Source organism: Panacibacter microcysteis (assembly GCF_015831355.1).
GTDB classification, from domain to species: Bacteria; Bacteroidota; Bacteroidia; order Chitinophagales; family Chitinophagaceae; genus Panacibacter; species Panacibacter microcysteis.
Genome location: NZ_JADWYR010000001.1, coordinates 859,224 through 880,120, shown reverse-complemented (window position 1 = coordinate 880,120; position 20,897 = coordinate 859,224). Strand labels below are relative to the sequence as shown.

Genomic DNA, 20,897 nt, shown 5'->3' with positions numbered 1-20,897 from the left:
TTCATGGCATCGCCTGTTGTGTCACTCACTTGTACTGTATAGCAGCAGGCAACAGCTCCGGGTGCATCAGCGCAGCAAAAGCCAACTGGTAATGGTATTATGTGCAAACGTATAGACTGTACAATACAAACGCTGCTTGTGTTTTGGAACTGCTGCACAGCGAACAGAACGATGCAGTGAGTGACACAACAACAGCCCAATAGTAATGCAACTGCTTAAACAATAACAACCAAAACGAATACAATGAAAAGGTTGATCGCTGCTTTATTTACACTAGTTACTTTTTACTCATATGCACAGCAGGATGCAAAGATGAACACGTTCATCAACAACCTGATGAGCAGGATGACCATTGAAGAAAAGATTGGTCAGCTAAACCTGGTTACACCCGGCGGTGCTGTTACCGGTTCTGTTGTAAGCAAGGGCGTAGATGAAAATATCCGCAAAGGATATGTGGGTGGATTGTTTGGTATTACCGGGCCTGAGAAGGTGAGACAGGCGCAGGAGATTGCTGTAAAAAACTCAAGGCTTAAGATCCCGCTTTTCTTTGGCCTTGATGTAATACATGGCCATAAAACAGTGTTCCCTATTCCGCTTGGTTTATCCTGCAGTTGGGATATTGCATTGATAGAACGCAGTGCACGTATTGCAGCAACAGAAGCTACGGCAGACGGCCTTTGCTGGGCATTTAGCCCAATGGTAGATATAGCGCGGGACCCACGCTGGGGAAGGATTTCTGAAGGCTCAGGAGAGGACCAATACCTTGGCGGAGAAATAGCAAAAGCAATGGTACGGGGTTACCAGGGCAAAGACTACACTTCTGCAGACAGGCTGATGGCTTGTGTAAAACATTTTGCACTCTATGGTGCTGCAGAAGCCGGCAGGGATTACAACAGTGTAGATATGAGTAAGATAAAAATGTATGAATATTACCTGCCCCCATACAAAGCCGCTGTGGATGCCGGCGTGGGCAGTGTAATGAGTTCTTTTAATGATATTGATGCAGTACCGGCAACAGGCAATAAATGGCTGCTTACAGATTTACTGCGTAAACAATGGGGTTTTAAAGGCTTGGTGGTAAGTGATTACACATCTGTAAGTGAAATGAGCAACCATGGCCTGGGAGATCTGAAAACAGTATCTGCACTGGCACTTAATGCCGGGCTTGATATGGACATGGTTGCAGAAGGCTTTTTAACAACACTGAAGCAATCGTTGAAAGAGGGCAAGGTTACACAAAAGCAAATTGATGATGCATGCAGAAGAATTCTCGAAGCAAAATATAAGCTGGGCCTGTTTGATGATCCTTACCGTTTTATGGACGATACAAGACCTGCAAAAGAAATTCTTACTGCAGAAACAAGAAAGGCTGCACGGGAAATAGCCGCGCATTCATTTGTACTGCTGAAGAACAACGCCCAGGTTTTACCACTAAAAAAATCCGGGACTATTGCCGTTGTAGGGCCACTGGCAGACAGCCGGAGAAATATGTTGGGCACCTGGAGTGTGGCCGGCGACTTTACCAAAGCCGTAACCGTTATAGAGGGAATAAAAAATGTGGCGCCGGATGCAGCCATTATATACGCAAAAGGTGCAAATATTTCAGATGACCCGATGCTGGTAAAACGTACCAACGTTTTTCCGCCTGACGAGATTGAAACAGATAAGCGTTCTCCTGAAGTAATGATCAAAGAGGCGGTTGAGGCTGCAAACAATGCAGATGTAGTGGTAGCAGTAGTGGGTGAAGCCGCCGACATGACCGGCGAAGCAAGCAGCCGCAGCGATATAGGTTTGCCCGAAAGCCAGCTTAACCTGTTGAAAGCCTTGGCTACAACAGGCAAACCGGTTGTAATGGTACTTTTCAACGGCAGGCCAATGACGCTTACATGGGAAACCCAACATATAAACGCTATACTCGATGTATGGTTTGGTGGCACCGAGGGTGGTAATGCTATTGCAGATGTACTGTTCGGAAATTATAATCCTTCGGGAAAGCTTACCACAACTTTTCCGCAGCATGTAGGGCAAATACCCTTGTATTATAATCACAAGCATACGGGCAGGCCTTACAACAACGAAGACTTTGCTAAATTCAAATCCAATTATCTTGATATTAGTAATGATCCTTTATTTCCTTTTGGTTATGGACTAAGCTATACAACATTTGCTTACAGTGAGGTAAAAGTAAGCAAGGAAAAACTGAAGGGCAGTGAATCATTAAAAGCTTCGGTAACACTTACCAATACCGGGAAATATGCAGGTGAAGAAGTAGTACAGTTGTACATAACAGACGTGGTTGCATCTGTAACACGGGCGGTAAAAGATTTAAAAGGCTTTCAGAAAATATTATTGCAGCCAGGGGAAAGCAGGGAAGTTGACTTTACCATAACGCCGGAGCAGTTAAAGTTCTACAACAATAACCTGAAGTATGATTGGGAGAGTGGCGATTTTGTTATCCATATCGGTACAAACTCCAGTGATCTTAAAAGTGCAAAGATCAACTGGGTTAAATAGCTGGATTATTCTCATAAATCAGCAGTTAGTTTGGTAAGGGCAGGCAACAGTTGTTGCCTGCTTTTTATTGATGGTTGTACGGCCGCTCCTGGCGGTACAGTCTTTTGCGTTTAATTACTTAACTTTCTTGGCGGTAAAAAAGCATTCAACGTTTGCCAAAAATATTGCTGTATGAAAAAAACTTTTACCTGTTTGTGTTTGCTGCTAATGACCATTGTTGCCAATGCGCAAAAACCAGTAGCAGTAATTTTTGATTCGGATATTGCACCGGACTACGACGATGTTGGTGCAATGGCTATGCTGCATGCATTTGCTGATAAAGGGGAAGCCACTATACTTGCCACTGTTTCGTGTAATACATTCAAAACAACGGTTCCAACATTGAGTGTGCTGAATACTTATTTCAACAGGCCCGACATTCCCATTGGCGTTACCAAAGGAAATTTCCCGGATAAGGATTGCTCACAGCAGTGGGCAGAAGCGATCAATGCAAAATACCCGCATAATGTAAAAAGCAATGAAGCGGCAGAAGATGCGGTTAAGCTTTACCGCCGGTTGCTGGCCAAACAACCCGATAAAAGTGTTACGGTTGTTACCGTTGGATTTTTTACAAATCTTGCCGCGTTGTTAAAGTCCGGCCCGGATGAGTTTTCAGCCCTGAATGGCAAAGAGCTTATTATACAGAAAGTAAAGCAGCTTGTTTCTATGGCAGCGAGATTGGATGATACAAAACACAATGGGTATGAGTTTAACGTAGAAGTGGATACAAAAGCATCGCAGGTTGTATTTGCAGAATGGCCCACGCCGTGGATTATGAGCGGCTTTGAGATAGGAGAGAAAATTCTTACCGGTATAACACTGATCAATAACAACAATATTCAGAACAGCCCGGTAAAAGATGCTTTCAGGGTGGCGCTTACGAAAGATAATAATACACTTGGCCGAAACAGTTGGGATGAAACAGCAGTACTTGTGGCTGTGCGAGGTATAGCGCCATACTTTGGCAGTAAGCAACTAAACTTTGCCGTACAGGATGATGGTAAAAATATACTGGTACCTGGCGAAAGGATCACCTACCTCACTTTCCGGGAAAAGCCTGAAGTAATAGCAAAAGTTATAGAAGAGCTGATGATGCACCAGCCGGTAAAGAAGTAATGCGTAGCTATTTTGTATAATCAAGTTCTTTTACCTGCTGTTTATATTGCCCGGGCAATAAAATAGATTTGAGGAACCAATCCATTTTAAGATGCCTGCTGAATTTATACATAGCCAGTACAGGGTAAATGATCTGCAGGTTACCAAAACGCAATAATGTTTTTACACGTTCCGGAACAATCATTTTTTGTACTTCAATAAGAATAAAATAACGCAAAGCGCCGAGGTGTTTGCGGTATTGCTTAAACAGGTCTTTTGTGTAGTGGCCATTTACGAGGTTTTGATCGAGATGCTGCACACGCATGGTAAGCCATACATTGAATGTTGGCGGCAATCCTTTTAAACCCATTCTGTCTCCAATGCGATAAAATACTGCAAACACTTCTTCTTTTTCCTGTTGTGTAAGTTTTCTTTCCAGTATTTCGAAAGAGCGGATAGAGTAATCGATGAGCATGAACAATACATCCCTGTATGCCCAGTCAGGAATTTGTGCGCCCCTGGCGTTTTCAACAGCACTGTGTATGCCGGTTATTTTATCGATGGCTTTTAGTGCATCATTGTTTTTTGCAAATACAATGGCCCTGGCATAAGAAACGGTAGAAAATAATCTGCCCAGTGGGTCAGCGGGCAGTTTGCCGGTAAAGTATAACCAGTCTACCGCTTTATTAAGGGCAAACTCTGCTGCTGAGCCTGCAAAAATAAACAGCACCGTATCTGCCTTGCCCCATATAGTTCTTACAATGGAATGTTCGTTAACGAAGTAAGTGGTTCCTGCATCCTCCTGTATTGCTGCACTCGTCATAATGTTTGGGTTGTATTTGCATAAAGGTATAATGAATTGCAGTAAAGAAAAACTATGGAAATGTTATTGTACCCATAGCGGGTTGCACCCGGAACAGCTGAATAATGCACTGCAGTACAAGAGTGCGACGCAACCAAAGTTGCATGGTTATACTGCCGCCGGGTACATTATTGTTTTCTTCTTTCTTCAATGAGTTCTTTTACTTTTTTCAGCTTGGGGTCAACACCGTTTTTTATATCTTCAGAGGAAGGTGGAACATATACATCCGGCTGTATGCCTTTGCCATTTTTTGTTTGTGTGGTATCGAATACCAGGCGATACAGTGGTAATACAACACGAACCTTGCTGTTGGGCAAAACGATGTCTGGCAAATGCACAGCACTCGTGCCATAATTTCCCCCACCGGTTTCTTCACCAAGCACCGTTACGTTTTGCTGGCCCTTTAACTGTAATACAAACATGGCTGCCGCAGAAAATGTATAGCCGCCCTGGACAATATAAACCGGATGATCGTAATGGTGCCTGGTAAATGGCTTGTAGGCATGTTTTTCAAGCTGCCCAAAATGATACCTGCCATCGGTTTTTTTTGCCGTTGCAAAACGCATGGCAATATTATAAGGCAATGCCGGGTGAATGTATTTTGTATAACTGAAAGGCCTGTTAACTGCGATGGCAGTATCTGCAGTATGAAAAGGTTGCTGCTTCAGATATCTTGTAAGCAGCATGCTCAGGTTTATGTTACCGCCGCTGTTTTCGCGCAGGTCTATTACAAGGTTCTGAATATTGTTGGCTGCAAGGTCTTTGAAACTTTGCCGGAAGAAACTGCGCAGCCTGCCACCGCTAAAGGTGTTTAGCCGCATATATGCCAGGTTGCTCACCGTATCGAAGATCATGCTTCGCTTCGAAAGCAGGATCATTTGTTTTATTTGCCTGCGGTTTGGCCGTGGCGCTGCATCTTTGGCCGGTTTCTTTTGGCCTGCAGTATCAATCACCGGTTTATTGAGTTTAACGTATGCGCTTTGCTGTATGCCCGAATCAACATAGGTAATGGCAAAAGAATCTTTCAGCGGAAATGCAAAACTGTAGTACAATGGAAAATTAAAACTGATAGCCTGGCTTTTAAAATTATCGCCATCACCATCGGTACTTATGTAATGAAACATGGAATCAAGCAACAACTTTGCAGGCAGGTTCTCGATAGATGTAATTACGGTGCCACGGTCGAGCAGTGTATCCTGCCTGTTAAGGCTGCCTATATACACAAGACTGTCATTCCACGTTTTGATGAGTAATGGAAATCTTGCCGGCTTATGTACTGTATAGTAATCACTGTATGCCTGTGATGGGCGAACAGACGTATGCCCGCATTTAAGCTTCGAAATAAACCACGCCACTTTGTTACGGAACCGGAATTCCGTCATTGAATCTCTGATGCTTTCGTAAGCTTCATTGAAATAGTGGTCTACACTGTCTTTTGGTGTGTACCAGTAAAGACTCGGGTGGTTTGCTTCAAGTATTTTTTTCAATAGCGAAAAATCTTCTTTCAGTTTTGCTGCTGCAATTTTATCAGAAGGTTTATAAGCGGCTCGTTTAGAGGCAGCGCAGCCGGTAAAGAGTAATACAACGCAGGCAATGCAACAACAATAAAAGATATTGGTTACGGGCTGTAGCTTTTCATGGCATCGCCTGTTGCGTCGCATTCCGTTCATCTGCAGATCATTTGGCATCAAAAACGCTGGCTGGTTATGGTTTGTTGTATCTTGTTCTATGCGTTGAAGGCATTCCAGCCTTGTGCAGCAATATCAAACGTGTTACCACCCTTGGTATGAAATTTACAGCCTTCTTCGAGGTCTGTCATATAACCAATAACGGATATTTCTTCATTAAGGGTTATCTTATCGTAGTCATCCTGTTTCAGGGTAAAGATCAGTTCATAATCTTCACCGCCGTTCAGTGCGCAAACGGTGGGGTCCAGGCCAAACTTAAAAGCCGCACTCTTTGAGGCTTCTGCAACAGGTAACTTTTCTTCGTACAGGTTGCACCCGAGATTGCTTTGTTTGCACAGGTGCAACACTTCGCTGCTTATGCCGTCGCTTACATCCATCATAGCAGTGGGTACAATATTATTTTTTTCGAAAAAGTCAATGATATCCCTTCTTGCTTCCGGTTTTAATAAACGCCCCACGATGTAATCTTCATTTTCAAGATCTGGCTGAATCTGTGGATTTTCAAGATAGATCTTCTTTTCGCGTTCGAGTAACGTTAAGCCGAGAAATGCACCACCAAGATCACCGCTTACACAAATAAGGTCGCCCTTAGCAGCGGTACTGCGTTTTACAAATCGGTTGGGTGTAACTTCGCCAATAGCAGTAACGGAAATCACAAAACCTTTTTGCGAAGCAGAGGTATCCCCACCTATAAGATCAATATTGTATTTATTACAGGCAGCATACACGCCCTCATAAAACTCGTTTAATGCTTCTACGCTAAAACGGTTGCTTATACCAATGCTCATGGTAATATGTGTAGGCGTTGCATTCATTGCATATACATCGCTCAGGTTAACAACCACGCTTTTGTAGCCCAGGTGTTTTAGTGGTGTGTACATCAGATCAAAATGTACGCCCTCCAGTAGCAGGTCTGTAGTTATTACAGTTTGTTTACCAAAATGGTCAATTACGGCGGCATCATCACCCACACTTACAATCGTAGATGCCTGTTGTGTCTCAAAATTTTTTGTGAGGTGATCGATAAGCCCAAACTCTCCAAGGCTCGCTATTTCTGTTCTTTCAGTCATTTTGAAATAAAGATTTTATATACCTGGTGTACAATCTTTTGTTTTCGGGAAGCACCTGTATTGGCATTGTTATGCGGTGCAATTTCATCAGAGGCTGAAATACCTGGCAGTATGTTTCGTTACTGCTTCATGCCCCCGCATCGTTTACATGCTTCCTTCGATCCACCTGATCAGTTCTTCATGAATGTTGCCATTGGTAGCAACAATGCCGGGCTGGTAAGGATTATAATAATTCCCTTTCAGGTCGGTAACCTTGCCACCTGCTTCTTCCACGATCAGGAATCCTGCAGCACTATCCCATGCCTGTAATTTATGCTCATAAAAGCCATCAAATCTTCCTGCGGCAACCCAGCAAAGATCTATTGCAGCGCTGCCTAACCTGCGTACCGGAATGCCGGCGCGTATCAGCCGGTCAAATACCTGCAACGGGCCATTTGGCTGATCTAGGTAAGTGTAAGGAAAGCCGGTAACCAGGCAACTGGTACCAACATTGTCTTTGTCGCTTACATGAATGGCTTTATCATTCAGTGTGGCGCCCAGACCGCGCTCAGCAAAGAAAAACTCATGCATAAAAGGGTTATAGACCGCTCCCATTATCATTTTGCCGTCCTGCTCAATGCCAATAGATACACAGCAGATCGGTATGCCGTTCGCAAAGTTGATGGTTCCGTCAATCGGGTCAATGATCCATTTCACATTAGAGTCCTGCACCAGTTCGCCTGTCTCTTCACTAAGAATATAATGTTGGGGGAAGTTGCTTTTGATAACCTCAAAAATGGCTTTTTCCGAAGCGTGGTCTGCTTCCGTAACAAGGTTATTGATACCGTCCTTGTGAGAAATGGTAAATGTACCATTGAAATATTCCTGTAAAACTTTTGCGCCTGCTTCAGTGGCTTTGAGTAATGTTTGTTTGAGCATGCGCAAAGATAAGTGAGATAGGGAAATGCTTTTACCTGTTGAACGATGGGCAGACCGTTTGTAATCTGCCGTAATGAAACTGTAAATGATTACCTTGCCATATCATTAGCTGTTTTAAGTGAAGCTTTCCATCATCATAGTAAGTTATAATGTAAAGTATTTTCTTGAGCAATGTCTTTCTTCCATCGAAGCCGCAATGCAACATATTGCCACTGAGGTCTGGGTTGTTGACAATTGTTCCGGGGATGATACTGTAAACTACCTGAAAGAAAAATTTCCGTGGGTAATGTTCATGGAGAACCAGGTTAACGATGGTTTTGCAAAAGCAAACAATAAAGCACTTGCCAGATGCAGCGGAGAATATGTATTGTTTTTAAATCCGGATACTATTCTTTCAGAAAATATTTTAACCGGTTGTATAACGTTTCTCGATGCAACAAAAGATGCCGGTGCTGTTGGTGTGCAGATGCTGGATGGCACAGGCAGGTTTTTGCCGGAAAGTAAAAGAGCCTTTCCATCGCCCCTCGTATCTTTCTATAAAACCAGCGGCCTTGCCACTGCCTTTGCGGGCTCCGGCCATTTTAACAAATATGCTTTAGGCAGTCTCGACAAAGAAGCCATACATCAGGTAGATATTTTGAGCGGTGCATTTTTAATGGGCCGCAGAAACCTTTTGCAACATCTGGGTGGCTTTGATGAATCTTTTTTTATGTATGGGGAAGATATTGATTTGTCTTACCGCATATTGCAGGAGGGGTTCAAAAACTATTACCTCGGTACGCTTAAGATGATACATTTTAAAGGAGAAAGTGCAACAGACAGGAAAAAACACAATAAGGTTTTTTATAATGCAATGCATGTTTTTGTGCGGAAGCATTACAAAGGAATTAATAGCGTGGCGCTAAAGCTTTTCCTGCGCTCAGGAATTTTTTTGAAAGCCATACTTGGTACCGTTGCAGCGCCGTTTATAACGCTTGCAGGTGAAGTGGCAAAGGGTTCTCCGCAGGTAAAACGCAATATTTACCTTGTGGGCGATCATGCTGCAACTGCAGAAGCGGAAAAGATCATGCTAAAGCACAAACTGCAGAAATCATTCAAAGGGTCAGTGATGATCGAAAAACTGGAAGATTTTCATCCTGTGTCCGGCGCAGAAGTTATCTTTTGTATAGGAGCGTTTTCTTATACATTGTCTGTTGAAGCAATAAAACAAGCTGCCGGAAAAAACAGGTATATGTGGCACGGCAAACATACAGGCAGTATTGTTGGCAGTCCCGGCAAAAAATCCACTGGTATAGTGTACAGTCCGGTGGCACAGCAGAAGCTTACATTATCATCACAGATAAGTTACGATGCCGGCAATCAGTCACTGCAAAAAATGTAATAACAAAGGTTGCAATGATCGCCGTGGGTAATTAACTTTTACCGCATAAAATAAATCACTTAAATTTAATACGTGCTTTAACGTAGTTTCGCCAATTAAATTTTTCCAAACGCATGGCGTTATTTGATATTCAGTTACCAATAAGCATCGCAAGAGCGCTCCGCTTGCCACAAAATGACCCCCGAAGGCAGCAGTTGCGTGTGTTGAAGAGATTATTGCGCAAGGCAAAATTTACTGAGTTCGGTCAGAAATATCGTTTCGATGAAATCCTCATGAGCCGGCATCTTGGTAAAAAATTCCAGGAACTTGTTCCCATTTACAATTACAGTAGTATTTACGATGAGTGGTGGCATCGCACGCTCGAAGGTGTGCCCGATGTCTGCTGGCCTGGTAAAATAAAATACTATGCGCTCAGCAGTGGTACCAGCGAAGCTTCCAGTAAATATATTCCCATTACCAACGACCTGCTTTCCGGTAACCGCGTTGTAATGATCAAACAATTGCTTTCGCTTAGAAATTATTCAGATATACCTGTAAGATCAATTGGTAAAGGGTGGCTTATGATTGGCGGCAGCACAGCATTGCAAAAAAATGCCGGTTATTATGCCGGCGACCTCAGCGGCATCACCGCCAAAAAAGTGCCTTTCTGGTTTCAGCCGTTCTATAAGCCCGGCAGAAAAATAGCCAGGGAAAAAGACTGGAACAAAAAGATCGAAGAAATAGTAGAAAAGGCCCCGGAGTGGGATATTGGTTTTGTTGTAGGTGTACCTGCCTGGATACAAATGTGTATGGAAAAGATCATCGAACGCTATGATCTTAATACCATTCACGACATATGGCCGCACCTCGGCTTTTTTGTACACGGTGGTGTAAGCTTCGAGCCCTATAAGAAAGGTTTTGAAAAACTATTGGGTAAACCGATTACTTATATAGAAACATACCTTGCCAGCGAAGGCTTTATCGCATACCAGGATCGCCAGCATTCCAAAGGCATGCGGCTGGTTACAAACGAACATATATTTATGGAGTTTGTGCCTTTCGACTATAAAAATTTTGATGATAACGGAGACCTGGTCGAAAATCCTGAAACATTCATGATACATGAAGTAGAAGAAGGAAAAGACTATGCATTGCTTATAAGCACCAGCGCCGGCACCTGGCGCTATCTTATTGGAGATACCATAAAGTTTACCGATAAAAAACGTTGCGAGATCGTTATAACCGGTCGTACAAAGCATTTCCTCAGCCTTGTTGGTGAGCACCTGAGTGTAGATAACATGAACAAAGCCATACAGAGCGTTAGTGAAGAATTGAATATCTCTATCCCGGAATATACGGTAGTAGGAAAACCGCACGGCAGTTTCTTTGCTCATCACTGGTATATTGCAAGTGACGATAATGTTAATTCCGAAGAACTTCGCCTCCGCGTAGACGCCAAACTAAAAGAACTAAACGACGACTATGCCGTTGAAAGAAAGAGCGCCCTTAAAGAAATTTTTCTTGATGTTTTGCACGAAGAACGCTTTATGGAATTCATGCGGTTAAAAGGCAAAATTGGTGGCCAGCATAAATTCCCCAGGGTGCTGAAAGGCCGTATGCTCGAAGACTGGAACAAATTCCTGAAAGGAGAACTGGTATAATTTTTTTTGAGCCCGGCTGCAGTTTTTTATGGCATCACCTGTTGCGTCGCACTCTTCAGCTAACGCAGCATTGCTGAGCTAACGCGAAGGTTACGCGAACCTTTCCCGCCACACGGCCTGTGCGCCCCTGTACAGATACCCGCATCGCTAAACTGTGTATGTAAAGGCCTGAAGGCAGCCCACGACTGTTACAATAAAACTGTTATTAAATTAAGTGCTGCGTATAGTGGTAAAAGTATAAGTGAGTGACACAACCGGTGATGATAGTAGTACAACAGTTCGCACAAAAATCCATGCAACGTTTAATAATACCATTAAGTGCAATTTTTTTTCCAAAAACACTAATTAATTTTTTCAACCAGTCTGTTTGCTATAAATTCAGTGCTTCATATCACCTATTTAAATTATAACCTAACGATTTTTTCATGAAAAGCAATCAATCAGGCAACAACAGTGAAAGCTCTCGTAGAAAATTTATTCGTAATGCAACTGCGGCCGCTGCAGGTTTTTACATCGTTCCCAGGCATGTAATGGGCCGGGGCTTTATTGCGCCAAGTGATAAGCTTAACCTGGCAGGTATTGGTGTTGGTGGTAAAGGTTCATCAGATATTGCCAATGCATGGAACAATGGTGCAGAGAACGTAGTAGCACTTTGCGATGTGGATTGGGGCTATGCCAAGAATACGGCCAATAAATTTCCGCAGGCTAAAAAGTACAATGATTACCGGAAGATGTTTGATGAAATGGGTAAAAGTATAGATGCTGTTACCGTTTCCACCCCGGATCATATGCATGCTCCCATTGCCATGGCAGCTATGCAGCTGGGCAAACACGTATATGTACAAAAACCATTGACACACAGTATTTACGAAGCACGTATGCTTACAGAAGCAGCACGTAAATATAAAGTGGTATCACAAATGGGCAACCAGGGCGCATCCAGCGATGGTTCTTCCCAGCTTGTAGAGTGGTTTGACAAAGGTTTAATAGGTAAAGTAGATACAGCTTACATCTGGACGAACAGACCGGTGTGGCCTCAGGGTATACCTTTCCCTACAGATAAACCGGCTTTGCCATCTACCATGACCAAGGAAGATTGGGAACTTTGGATTGGTGGTGCAAAATATATGGATTATCACCCGCTGCTTCATCCGTTTAAATGGAGAGGCTGGTGGGCTTTTGGTACTGGCGCGTTGGGAGATATGGGTTGTCACCTGATAGATCCTGCATTCCGTGTGCTGGGTCTCGGCTATCCTACTGAAGTGGAATGCAGTGTAGGGCAGGTGTTTGTGAGAGACTGGCAGCCTGAATATATTCCGGAAGGTTGCCCTCCTTCTTCTCATGTGGAAATCAAGTTTCCTGCATCTGCCAAAAACGCTTCGCCGCTGAAAATGGTTTGGTCGGATGGCGGTATTCGTCCTTTCCACCCCGATCTGATACCCGCAGACGACTTTATTGGAGAGCCAGGCAGTGCAAACGGAGGTATGCTGATCGGTGAAAAAGGTATCATGACTTTTGGTACCTATGGTATGGCACCGCAGATATACCTGAAAGATGGTACAAAAATGCAGAAGACAAGACCTGCGTCAGATATTCAGAAGATGCCTGAGAGTGGTCACCAGTTTTCATGGACAAAAGCCTGTAAAGCCGGTTTCGGCAGTGCAGAGCATAAAGCACTTACTTCATCATTTGATTATTCCGGCCCGCTTACAGAAACAGTGTTGATGGGTAACCTTGCAATACGTAGCTACGAATTGCGCACGAAGAAAGGCAATGGTTACGAAAACATGGGACGCAAAAAACTGTTATGGGATGGTAAAAGCATGAAGATTACAAACTTTGACGAAGCCAACCAGTTTGTAAAGGAAAATTACAGGGACGGTTTCGGTCTCGGAGCATAATTTTTTTCTGTAAAATAAAAAACCAGCATATCAATTTAAGATATGCTGGTTTTTTTATAACTGTATACCAACGTAATATTTTATATTTGACGCATGTCTATTGTTGTACAGAACCTCGTTAAGACTTACGGTACGCAAAAAGCTGTAAACAATATTTCATTCACAATAAACAGAGGTGAGATTGTTGGCTTTCTTGGTCCAAACGGTGCAGGAAAAAGTACAACCATGAAGATCATTACCGGCTACCTGGCGCAGGATGGAGGAGCGGCAACTGTTTGTGACCTCGATGTAACGCGCCAGCCGCTGGAGGCAAAAAGGAAAGTAGGTTACCTGCCTGAATCAAACCCTTTGTATTATGATATGTATGTGAAAGAATATCTTTCTTTCGTAGCAGGTGTCTACAACGTGAGGAATACCAAAGAAGCAGTTGGCAAGGTTGTAGAGCTGGTAGGACTGGTTCCTGAAAAACATAAGAAAATCGGCCAGCTTTCCAAAGGATATAAACAGCGGGTAGGCCTTGCTGCAGCACTGATACATGACCCCGAGGTATTGATACTGGATGAGCCCACCACGGGCCTCGACCCCAACCAGATAGTCGAAATAAGAAATGTAATAAAGACCCAGGGCATCAACAAAACAGTACTCTTTTCGTCTCACATTATGCAGGAGGTGCAGGCCATCTGTGACAGGGTGATCATTATTAATAAAGGAGAACTGGTTGCTGATGATAAACTTTCTGCTCTTCAACAAAACAGGGATACAAACGTTGTAAGAGTTAGTTTTAAAGAATCGCTGGAGGCAGCATGGTTGCTTCGTTTGCCGGCTGTTATAAAAGCAACCAAAGACAATAACCAGTTTTGGATATTACAAACCAATAACACGGCTGATGCACGTAAACAATTACTTGAACTGGCGTTAAAAGAAAATCTTAATATTGTTTCATTAACCACAGACGAAAATAATCTCGAAGAAGTCTTCCGATCCCTTACAAAAACTGCTTGATCCTGGATCTTTTTTTTAAAGATTAAAACAACAGCTATGATTAAATCTTTGCCTGGCGAAAGGTGGAAGCAGCTTACTTTCAAAAACTGGAAATCGTTACAAAAAAAGTACGCTATCAGCACACAAGGCCGTATTGCATCTTACATTGATGACATTAAAAAAGACGGAAACATTATCAGCGGTTCTACCGTAGAAGCCTATAGAATACTTAGGCTAAAAGTAAAAGGAAAACATGTAGCTTTTCTTTTCCACAGGCTGGTTGCCGAAAACTTTTTGACCAAACCCTCTGCTGCGCACGACTACGTTATTCACCTGAACCATGACAAGATTGATAACCGCAAGCAAAACCTTAAATGGGCAACTATTGAACAGGTTGGTGCGCATAACAGGAACAACCCTCGTGTACTGGAAGCACAGGAAAAAAGGACACAGGATCCCGAAAAGTATGCTCGCTTCCGTAAATTAAGTCTTAAACAGGTTATAGCTATCAAGAAATTGCTGGCAGATCCAAAACGAAAAATGAGCTACAGGCAGATTGCCGAAAAATACGATATCAGCCAGATGGCATTAACAAGAATGAAAAGAGGAGAGAACTGGGGATATGTAAAAATATAAACAGGTAAAATTTTTTACCTGTTTCTTCTTTTTTGTCTTCTGCGGTCCCTGTGTTTGAGTATGGGCACTTTGCTCTCTGTGCCGTTGATAATACGGTTGATATTTTTCTGGTGCGTAAGAATCACCAGGCCGGCCACAGCTACCGAGAAAATACGGTAAAGTGGAACATCATCATTAAAGATGAAGAGGATAAATATTGCAAAAGAAACGCCTGCAAGTATTGAACTCAGCGAAACAAAACGGGTAAGGTAGAGCACTAATAAAAACACGCCTACGCAACATACAGCCACCAATGGCTGGATGGCTACGATCATTCCAAAAAGCGTAGCTACGCCTTTGCCGCCTTTAAAGCCGGCCCATATAGGAAATATGTGACCTATAACGGCAGCAAGACCCAAACCGATCATCAGGTTTGTTCTGTCCCACTCGTTATTAATATTTGCATAGTAAGGAAGTAAAAAACAAAGCAGGGCGGCAATAACGCCTTTGGTCATATCCACGATCATAACAATGGTTCCCCATCTGGGCCCAAGTACACGAAAAGTATTGGTAGCACCGGCATTACCACTGCCGTAATCGCGGATGTCTATTCCGAAGAATCTTTTGCTTACCCAAACAGATGTTGGGATTGAACCAATCAGATAAGCCAATATGATGAGTAAAATTTCATTCATTGGTTAAAGTCGGAAGAACAAATATAAGGGACTATTTTTTAAATAATAATCGCTTAACGCCTTCAATATTTGAAAATTAACTAAAAAACACTAAACACACCCAATTATTCTTGTGTGTGGTGCATATATATTTGATTTGTAGGTTATTAGCAGCTTGTTTAACGTCTTCTTCGTCTTCTTTCAACAAACCGCTAAGCAGGAGTTGCCCGTTCGTATTCAAACGTTCTGCCAGTACAGAAATGTATGTTAGAATAACATTTTTATTGATGTTGGCGAGGATGATATCAAACTTTTCTTCCCCCGCAGGATTGTCATTTAATAGTAAGGTTATGTTGCTGCAGTTGTTCCGCATCACGTTCTCCTGCGCGTTTTCGATACTCCATTCATCGTTGTCTATTGCAAGTACGGAACCTGCACCCAGTTGCGCTGCAAGTATTGCAAGAATGCCCGTACCGGTACCAAAATCAAAAACAGATTTGCCGGCAAAATCAATTGCACGCATTTGCTGCATCATCAGAAACGTGGTAGCATGATGACCGGTGCCAAAACTCATCTTTGGCGTTATTACAATTTCACGCTCAACACCGGCTGCAGGGGCATGAAAATCTGCCCTGATGGCCACAAAATCGTCCACAATTACCGGTTCAAAATTTTTCTCCCATTCCTCGTTCCAGTTTGTGTGTGCAACAGTATTTGTTATACAGGTTACGTTATTTGCCTGCATAAGCTCTTCAAGTGCTGCGGCGTCGAAGACTTGTTCGTCGGTGTATGCTTTCAGCGTCTGGTCTGCTTCTTCAAAGCCTTCAAAGCCAATTTCAGCAAGCTGTGCAATTAATATGGAAGACTGCTCTTCTGATATATTACTGATGGTAACCTGTATGTAATTGTTTGGCATAAAATATTTTGTACCTGTATGGGTATTTAGCGCAGCTAAATACGGTAATTGTTATTTGGTGGTCAACTGTAGTTTTTTATGGCATCGCCTGTTGCGTCGCACACTTCAACGGAAGAATATTTATCATCTGCCCCGGCAATGCCAGCATGTGCAGGTACGCAGCATCGTTGTCGACCAATGTTCAGAAAGTACAAGTGAGTGACACAACCAAAGCTCAATACTTGTACTGCAGCTAAGTTCCTGTAAAATAAAAAGTCTGCGGAACATCGTTCCACAGACTTTCATCTATATAAATATATTAACCGTTTTGCTCGCTGCCTTCTGCCTGTGGGCCTCTTTGCGGCTGCTGTTCAGGTTTTTGCATCAAAACTTTACGGCTCAGCTTAAATTTGCCGGTTTTGTGGTCTATACCAATGAGTTTTACTTTAACCACATCGCCTTCTTTCAAAATACCTTCCAGGCTGTCAAGGCGTTTCCATGAAACCTCGCTGATGTGTAAAAGCCCTTCTTTTTTCGGCAGGAATTCTACGAAAGCTCCATAAGGCTGGATGGTCTTCACTTTTGCTTCGTATGTTTCGCCTACAGAAGGCACGGCTGTAATACCTTTGATCCAGCTAACTGCACGGTCGAGCCCCTCTTTGGCCGGAGAAAAAATGCTCACTTCTCCGTAATTGCCCACTTCTTCGATATTGATTGTGGTACCGGTTTCTTTCTGTATTTCCTGTATAACCTTGCCTTGTGGCCCGATCACTGCACCAATAAATTCTTTGTCGATAAACAGTTTTTCCATGCGTGGGGCATGTGGTTTTACATCTGGTCTTGGTGCTTCAATACACTCATACATTGCATCAAGAATATGTAAACGACCTTTACGTGCCTGTTCAAGCGCTTCACGCATTACTTCCATGCTAAGGCCATCTACTTTAATATCCATCTGTACGCCGCAGATACCATCCCGGGTACCGGTAACCTTAAAGTCCATATCACCCAGGTGATCTTCATCGCCAAGAATATCAGTCAGAATGGCGTACTTACCATCGCCACGTGTTATTAAACCCATTGCCACACCACTTACGTGTTTGGGAACAGGAACCCCTGCATCCATCAACGCCAGTGAGCCGGCACATACGGTAGCCATAGAAGACGAACCGTTCGATTCAAGAATATCACTTACCACACGTACTGTATAAGGGTATTCATTACCCGGCATCATTTGTTTCAACGAGCGTTGCGCAAGGTTGCCATGGCCCACTTCGCGGCGGCTCTGGCCACGCATCATTTTTACTTCGCCCGTACTGAACGGAGGAAAGTTATAGTGTAAGTAAAATTTGGAATCAGTAGATTTTGCAGCGCTTTCAATCAATAATTCATCCAGTGGCGTACCAAATGTAACGGTACTCAAAGACTGCGTTTCGCCACGTGTAAACAAAGATGAGCCGTGTGGTGTTGGCAGCGGATCAACTTCCATTGCCAAAGGACGCACCTGGTCGAGCTGGCGGCCATCCAAACGAATGCGGTCGTCTAAAATCATATTCCGCACCACTTCCCACATAAGATCAGCGTAATACTTTTTTGCCAGTTTTTTGTCGGCGTCGGTAATTTCTTCACCAAGGCTTTCGATTAATTCTTCACGCAGTTTGCTGTACGCATCACTGCGGTCATGTTTTGCAGTACCACCGCGGGAAATCTGGTAGATCTTTTCCTGTGCAAAAGCAGCCACCTTATTTTTGATCTCTTCGTTTTCTTCAGGTTTTTTATACTCCCGTTTTGTGGTAACGCCTTTTTTCTCCCTAAGTTCCTGTTGTGCTTTTATCTGCAGGCGGATGGCGTTGTGCGCTATTTCAAGTGCTTTTACGAGGTCTTCTTCGCTGCATTCTTTTGCTTCACCTTCTACCATCATCAGGTTTTTCTCGGTAGCAGCAATGATAAACTCGAGATCAGCTTTTGCCAGTTCTGAGCGGGTAGGGTTTACAATGAATGTACCATTGATGCGGGCAATACGTACTTCAGAAATGATCTCTTTGATAGGTATATCGCTCACTGCGAGCGCTGCCGAAGCCGCAAGGCATGCAAGAGAATCCGGCATTACCTCTTCTTCGCTTGATACAAGGCTTACCAGAACCTGCACATCGCAGAAATAATCTTCGGGGAAAAGCGGGCGCAATGCGCGGTCTATTAATCGGCTGGTTAAAATTTCATAATCATTTAAACGGGCCTCACGTTTAAAAAATGAACCCGGAATACGTCCGGCCGCGGCAAATTTTTCCTGGTAATCTACGCTTAACGGAAAAAAGTCCTGGCCTTCTTTTGGGTCTTTATTGGCACAAACGGTTGCCAGCAAAACGCAGTTTCCCTGGCGTACTGTTACAGCGCCATCGGCCTGGCGGGCAAGTTTGCCCGTTTCAATAATTACTTCAGCGCCATTGGGAAGCTTAAAGCTGGCCTGTATAGGTTGAGTTAACATAATAGTGTAGAATTTTAAAATAAATAATTACATGTGTGCGGGGAGCAGGCATAGCAATCTGGCACAGCATGAAGGAATAAATGAAATAGTGTGGCGAAAAACAGGAACTAACAGAAAAAACGAATCCCAACCGTTGTAGAAATCAGTTGGGAATCGTTCTTTGCATATATAGAAATTATTTTCTAAGACCTAGTTTTTCGATCAATGCGCGGTAACCCTGAAGGTTGTGTTTTTGCATGTAGCTCAGCAAACGTTTACGCTGGCCAACCATTTTCATTAGTCCACGGTGAGTAGAATAATCTTTTTTGTTTTGTTGCAGGTGACCTGAAATGCTGGCAATACGCTCAGTCAGTAATGCTATCTGACCTTCGATTGAACCTGTTTTTTCAGCTGATCCGCCGTAGTTTGCGAAAATTCCCGCTTTTTTTTCTGTTGTTAAGTAAGACATCTCAATAATTTTTAAAAGGCATCCAATTAGTACATCTTTTTTAAGTGGCGGCAAAAGTATGTAAATATTTTGGAATTGCAGAAACTTAGCGCAATTTTTTTAGCCCGGCAAAGGTACATGAATGATGCTTTTGTTGCGTCGCACACTTCAGCAGGGAAATACGCTTTTGGGCAACAGCGGGTACCGGGCGGCCCGGAAAACATTTTATTGTAAGCTATATTCTACAGAGCGTGTACATTTATTCCAGACCAAATTGTCTTCATATGAAAAGCTTTTTCCGTTTTGTATTTTTTACCGGCGGGGTATCCTTGCTGGCAGCGTGTTCTGGCATGCAAAAAAACGACAATAACCCTCCATCGCACGCAGGAGCAGTGGTGCAATCCTGGCTTACAGGCAACGGGCATTTACTGGAAAAACAAAAGGATATTTTTTTAAGTACAGAAAGCAAAAGCGATGTTGCAGTAATAGACATTGACTCATCTAAAAAATTCCAGGTTATAGACGGGTTTGGTTATACACTTACGGGCGGCAGCGCCGTGCTTATAAACAAACTACCGGCTGCAGAAAAAAAAGCATTGCTGAGAGAGCTTTTTTCACCGGCAGAAGAAAACGGTATCAAAATAAGTTACCTGCGGCTGTCAATAGGTGCTTCAGACCTTGATGCTGAAGTTTTTTCTTACGATGACCTTCCCGCAGGCAAAACAGACGTGCAGTTAGAATATTTCAATCTTGAACATGAGAAGAAGGATCTTATTCCGTTGATAAAGGAAATAGTTACCATAAACCCTTCCATGCAATTTATCGCCACGCCATGGTCAGCACCGGTATGGATGAAGGATAACAATAACTCAAAAGGTGGCAGTCTGAAGCCCGCATATTATAGTGTTTACGCAAATTATTTTGTCAAATACATACAGGCCATGCAGGCAGAAGGTATTAATATAAATGCCATAACACCGCAAAACGAACCACTACATCCCGGCAATAACCCAAGCATGTATATGCCCGCAACAGATCAGGCAAAGTTTATCAGCAATAATCTGGGGCCTGCTTTTAAGAGGGCAGGTATCCGTACAAAAATCGTTGTGTACGATCATAACTGCAATAAACCGGAATACCCTCTTACTATCTTTGATGATACCACTGCCAGTTCTTATGTGGATGGTGCAGCCTTTCATTTATATGAAGGAGATATTAGCGCCTTATCACAGGTACATGACAAATACCCGCAAAAGAACCTTTATTTTACCGAACAGTACACTGCATCAGACGGGCAGTTTGACGGCGATCTTAAGTGGCACGTAAAAAATGTAATAATTGGTTCCATGCGCAATTGGAGCCGTACTGCACTTGAGTGGAACCTGGCAAACGATCCCAACTTCGAACCGCATACACCCGGTGGCTGTAATACCTGCAAAGGAGCACTTACGATTGGAGACAGCATCATCCGAAATGTTGCTTATTATATTGTAGCACACGCATCGGCCTTTGTGCCGCCAGGCTCTGTACGCATCGGGAGTAATTCATCCGCTGATTTGCAACATGTCGCCTTTTTAACACCCAACGGCAGCAAAGTGCTTATTGCACAAAATGAAACAGATGCGCCACTTACTTTTAATATTCGTTTCAACAATAAGTCAGCAAGCGCTACATTGAATGCAGGAGAAGTGAAGACATTTGTGTGGTAGTGC

At 43.2% G+C, this 20,897-nt stretch carries 16 protein-coding genes; 8 read left to right on the top strand and 8 right to left on the bottom strand.

The window, feature by feature from the left end; all coding sequences use genetic code 11:
- Positions 1-243 precede the first annotated feature (243 nt).
- Together bglX and I5907_RS03595 are read left to right on the top strand one after the other, a co-directional pair.
- Positions 244-2,514 carry a beta-glucosidase BglX gene (bglX, locus tag I5907_RS03600; protein WP_196989358.1) on the top strand — a complete coding sequence of 757 codons (2,271 nt, stop codon included), beginning with the start codon at positions 244-246 and terminating at the stop codon, positions 2,512-2,514.
- Between the two features lie 171 nt (positions 2,515-2,685).
- Complete coding sequence (locus I5907_RS03595) at positions 2,686-3,669, top strand: nucleoside hydrolase (protein ID WP_196989357.1); 984 nt, start codon at positions 2,686-2,688, stop codon at positions 3,667-3,669.
- A gap of 7 nt (positions 3,670-3,676) precedes the next feature.
- Here the strand turns inward: I5907_RS03595 and I5907_RS03590 are convergent, their stop codons facing one another.
- The 4 genes from I5907_RS03590 to I5907_RS03575 form a co-directional block, all read right to left on the bottom strand.
- Positions 3,677-4,471: an oxygenase MpaB family protein gene (locus tag I5907_RS03590; RefSeq protein WP_196989356.1), complete on the bottom strand. Its 795-nt coding sequence runs from the start codon at positions 4,469-4,471 to the stop codon at positions 3,677-3,679.
- Between the two features lie 167 nt (positions 4,472-4,638).
- Positions 4,639-6,180, bottom strand: a complete 1,542-nt coding sequence (locus I5907_RS03585; RefSeq protein ID WP_196989355.1) for a S41 family peptidase — start codon at positions 6,178-6,180, stop codon at positions 4,639-4,641.
- 56 nt (positions 6,181-6,236) lie between these two features.
- The gene (gene thiL / locus I5907_RS03580; protein WP_196989354.1) at positions 6,237-7,268 is read right to left on the bottom strand and encodes a thiamine-phosphate kinase; all 1,032 of its coding nucleotides are present in this window, start codon (positions 7,266-7,268) and stop codon (positions 6,237-6,239) included.
- A gap of 144 nt (positions 7,269-7,412) precedes the next feature.
- Complete coding sequence (locus I5907_RS03575; RefSeq protein WP_196989353.1) at positions 7,413-8,186, bottom strand: inositol monophosphatase family protein; 774 nt, start codon at positions 8,184-8,186, stop codon at positions 7,413-7,415.
- 118 nt (positions 8,187-8,304) lie between these two features.
- On the opposite strand from I5907_RS03575, the gene I5907_RS03570 reads away from it, so the two are divergent.
- The 5 genes from I5907_RS03570 to I5907_RS03550 all read left to right on the top strand — a co-directional run bounded on the left by I5907_RS03570 (position 8,305) and on the right by I5907_RS03550 (position 14,725).
- Positions 8,305-9,567 (top strand): glycosyltransferase, encoded by a 1,263-nt coding sequence (locus I5907_RS03570; protein ID WP_196989352.1) that lies wholly within the window; start codon positions 8,305-8,307, stop codon positions 9,565-9,567.
- A 113-nt stretch (positions 9,568-9,680) separates the two neighbouring features.
- The gene (locus I5907_RS03565) at positions 9,681-11,207 is read left to right on the top strand and encodes a GH3 family acyl-acid amido synthetase (protein WP_196989351.1); all 1,527 of its coding nucleotides are present in this window, start codon (positions 9,681-9,683) and stop codon (positions 11,205-11,207) included.
- A 425-nt stretch (positions 11,208-11,632) separates the two neighbouring features.
- Positions 11,633-13,108: a Gfo/Idh/MocA family protein gene (locus tag I5907_RS03560; protein WP_196989350.1), complete on the top strand. Its 1,476-nt coding sequence runs from the start codon at positions 11,633-11,635 to the stop codon at positions 13,106-13,108.
- 93 nt (positions 13,109-13,201) lie between these two features.
- On the top strand, positions 13,202-14,110 hold the full coding sequence (gene gldA / locus I5907_RS03555) for a gliding motility-associated ABC transporter ATP-binding subunit GldA (protein ID WP_196989349.1): 909 nt from the start codon (positions 13,202-13,204) through the stop codon (positions 14,108-14,110).
- Positions 14,111-14,146: 36 nt separating this feature from the next.
- A complete protein-coding gene (locus I5907_RS03550) occupies positions 14,147-14,725 on the top strand; it encodes an HNH endonuclease (RefSeq protein WP_196989348.1) in 579 nt (192 codons plus the stop codon).
- 14 nt (positions 14,726-14,739) lie between these two features.
- Here the strand turns inward: I5907_RS03550 and plsY are convergent, their stop codons facing one another.
- The 4 genes from plsY to rpsO all read right to left on the bottom strand — a co-directional run bounded on the left by plsY (position 14,740) and on the right by rpsO (position 19,260).
- Positions 14,740-15,399 (bottom strand): glycerol-3-phosphate 1-O-acyltransferase PlsY, encoded by a 660-nt coding sequence (plsY, locus tag I5907_RS03545; protein WP_196989347.1) that lies wholly within the window; start codon positions 15,397-15,399, stop codon positions 14,740-14,742.
- A 76-nt stretch (positions 15,400-15,475) separates the two neighbouring features.
- Positions 15,476-16,294 carry a 50S ribosomal protein L11 methyltransferase gene (prmA, locus tag I5907_RS03540; RefSeq protein ID WP_196989346.1) on the bottom strand — a complete coding sequence of 273 codons (819 nt, stop codon included), beginning with the start codon at positions 16,292-16,294 and terminating at the stop codon, positions 15,476-15,478.
- Positions 16,295-16,592: 298 nt separating this feature from the next.
- Entirely contained in the window at positions 16,593-18,758 is a 2,166-nt protein-coding gene (gene pnp, locus I5907_RS03535) for a polyribonucleotide nucleotidyltransferase (protein WP_196989345.1), read from the bottom strand.
- A gap of 175 nt (positions 18,759-18,933) precedes the next feature.
- Positions 18,934-19,260, bottom strand: a complete 327-nt coding sequence (gene rpsO, locus I5907_RS03530) for a 30S ribosomal protein S15 (protein WP_231401954.1) — start codon at positions 19,258-19,260, stop codon at positions 18,934-18,936.
- A 209-nt stretch (positions 19,261-19,469) separates the two neighbouring features.
- Here rpsO and I5907_RS03525 point away from each other — a divergent pair, with 209 nt between their 5' ends.
- Positions 19,470-20,894, top strand: coding sequence for a glycoside hydrolase family 30 protein (locus I5907_RS03525; protein ID WP_196989344.1), 1,425 nt, complete (start codon positions 19,470-19,472; stop codon positions 20,892-20,894).
- The last annotated feature ends 3 nt before the right edge of the window (positions 20,895-20,897 follow it).

Excerpts from the sequence above, each read along its gene's own strand:
- bglX (WP_196989358.1), top strand. The coding sequence starts at position 244 with ATGAAAAGGTTGATCGCTGCTTTATTTACACTAGTTACTTTTTACTCA.
- I5907_RS03595 (WP_196989357.1), top strand. The coding sequence starts at position 2,686 with ATGAAAAAAACTTTTACCTGTTTGTGTTTGCTGCTAATGACCATTGTT.
- I5907_RS03590 (WP_196989356.1), bottom strand. The coding sequence starts at position 4,471 with ATGACGAGTGCAGCAATACAGGAGGATGCAGGAACCACTTACTTCGTT.
- I5907_RS03585 (WP_196989355.1), bottom strand. The coding sequence starts at position 6,180 with ATGAACGGAATGCGACGCAACAGGCGATGCCATGAAAAGCTACAGCCC.
- thiL (WP_196989354.1), bottom strand. The coding sequence starts at position 7,268 with ATGACTGAAAGAACAGAAATAGCGAGCCTTGGAGAGTTTGGGCTTATC.
- I5907_RS03575 (WP_196989353.1), bottom strand. The coding sequence starts at position 8,186 with ATGCTCAAACAAACATTACTCAAAGCCACTGAAGCAGGCGCAAAAGTT.
- I5907_RS03565 (WP_196989351.1), top strand. The coding sequence starts at position 9,681 with ATGGCGTTATTTGATATTCAGTTACCAATAAGCATCGCAAGAGCGCTC.
- I5907_RS03560 (WP_196989350.1), top strand. The coding sequence starts at position 11,633 with ATGAAAAGCAATCAATCAGGCAACAACAGTGAAAGCTCTCGTAGAAAA.
- gldA (WP_196989349.1), top strand. The coding sequence starts at position 13,202 with ATGTCTATTGTTGTACAGAACCTCGTTAAGACTTACGGTACGCAAAAA.
- I5907_RS03550 (WP_196989348.1), top strand. The coding sequence starts at position 14,147 with ATGATTAAATCTTTGCCTGGCGAAAGGTGGAAGCAGCTTACTTTCAAA.
- plsY (WP_196989347.1), bottom strand. The coding sequence starts at position 15,399 with ATGAATGAAATTTTACTCATCATATTGGCTTATCTGATTGGTTCAATC.
- prmA (WP_196989346.1), bottom strand. The coding sequence starts at position 16,294 with ATGCCAAACAATTACATACAGGTTACCATCAGTAATATATCAGAAGAG.
- pnp (WP_196989345.1), bottom strand. The coding sequence starts at position 18,758 with ATGTTAACTCAACCTATACAGGCCAGCTTTAAGCTTCCCAATGGCGCT.
- I5907_RS03525 (WP_196989344.1), top strand. The coding sequence starts at position 19,470 with ATGAAAAGCTTTTTCCGTTTTGTATTTTTTACCGGCGGGGTATCCTTG.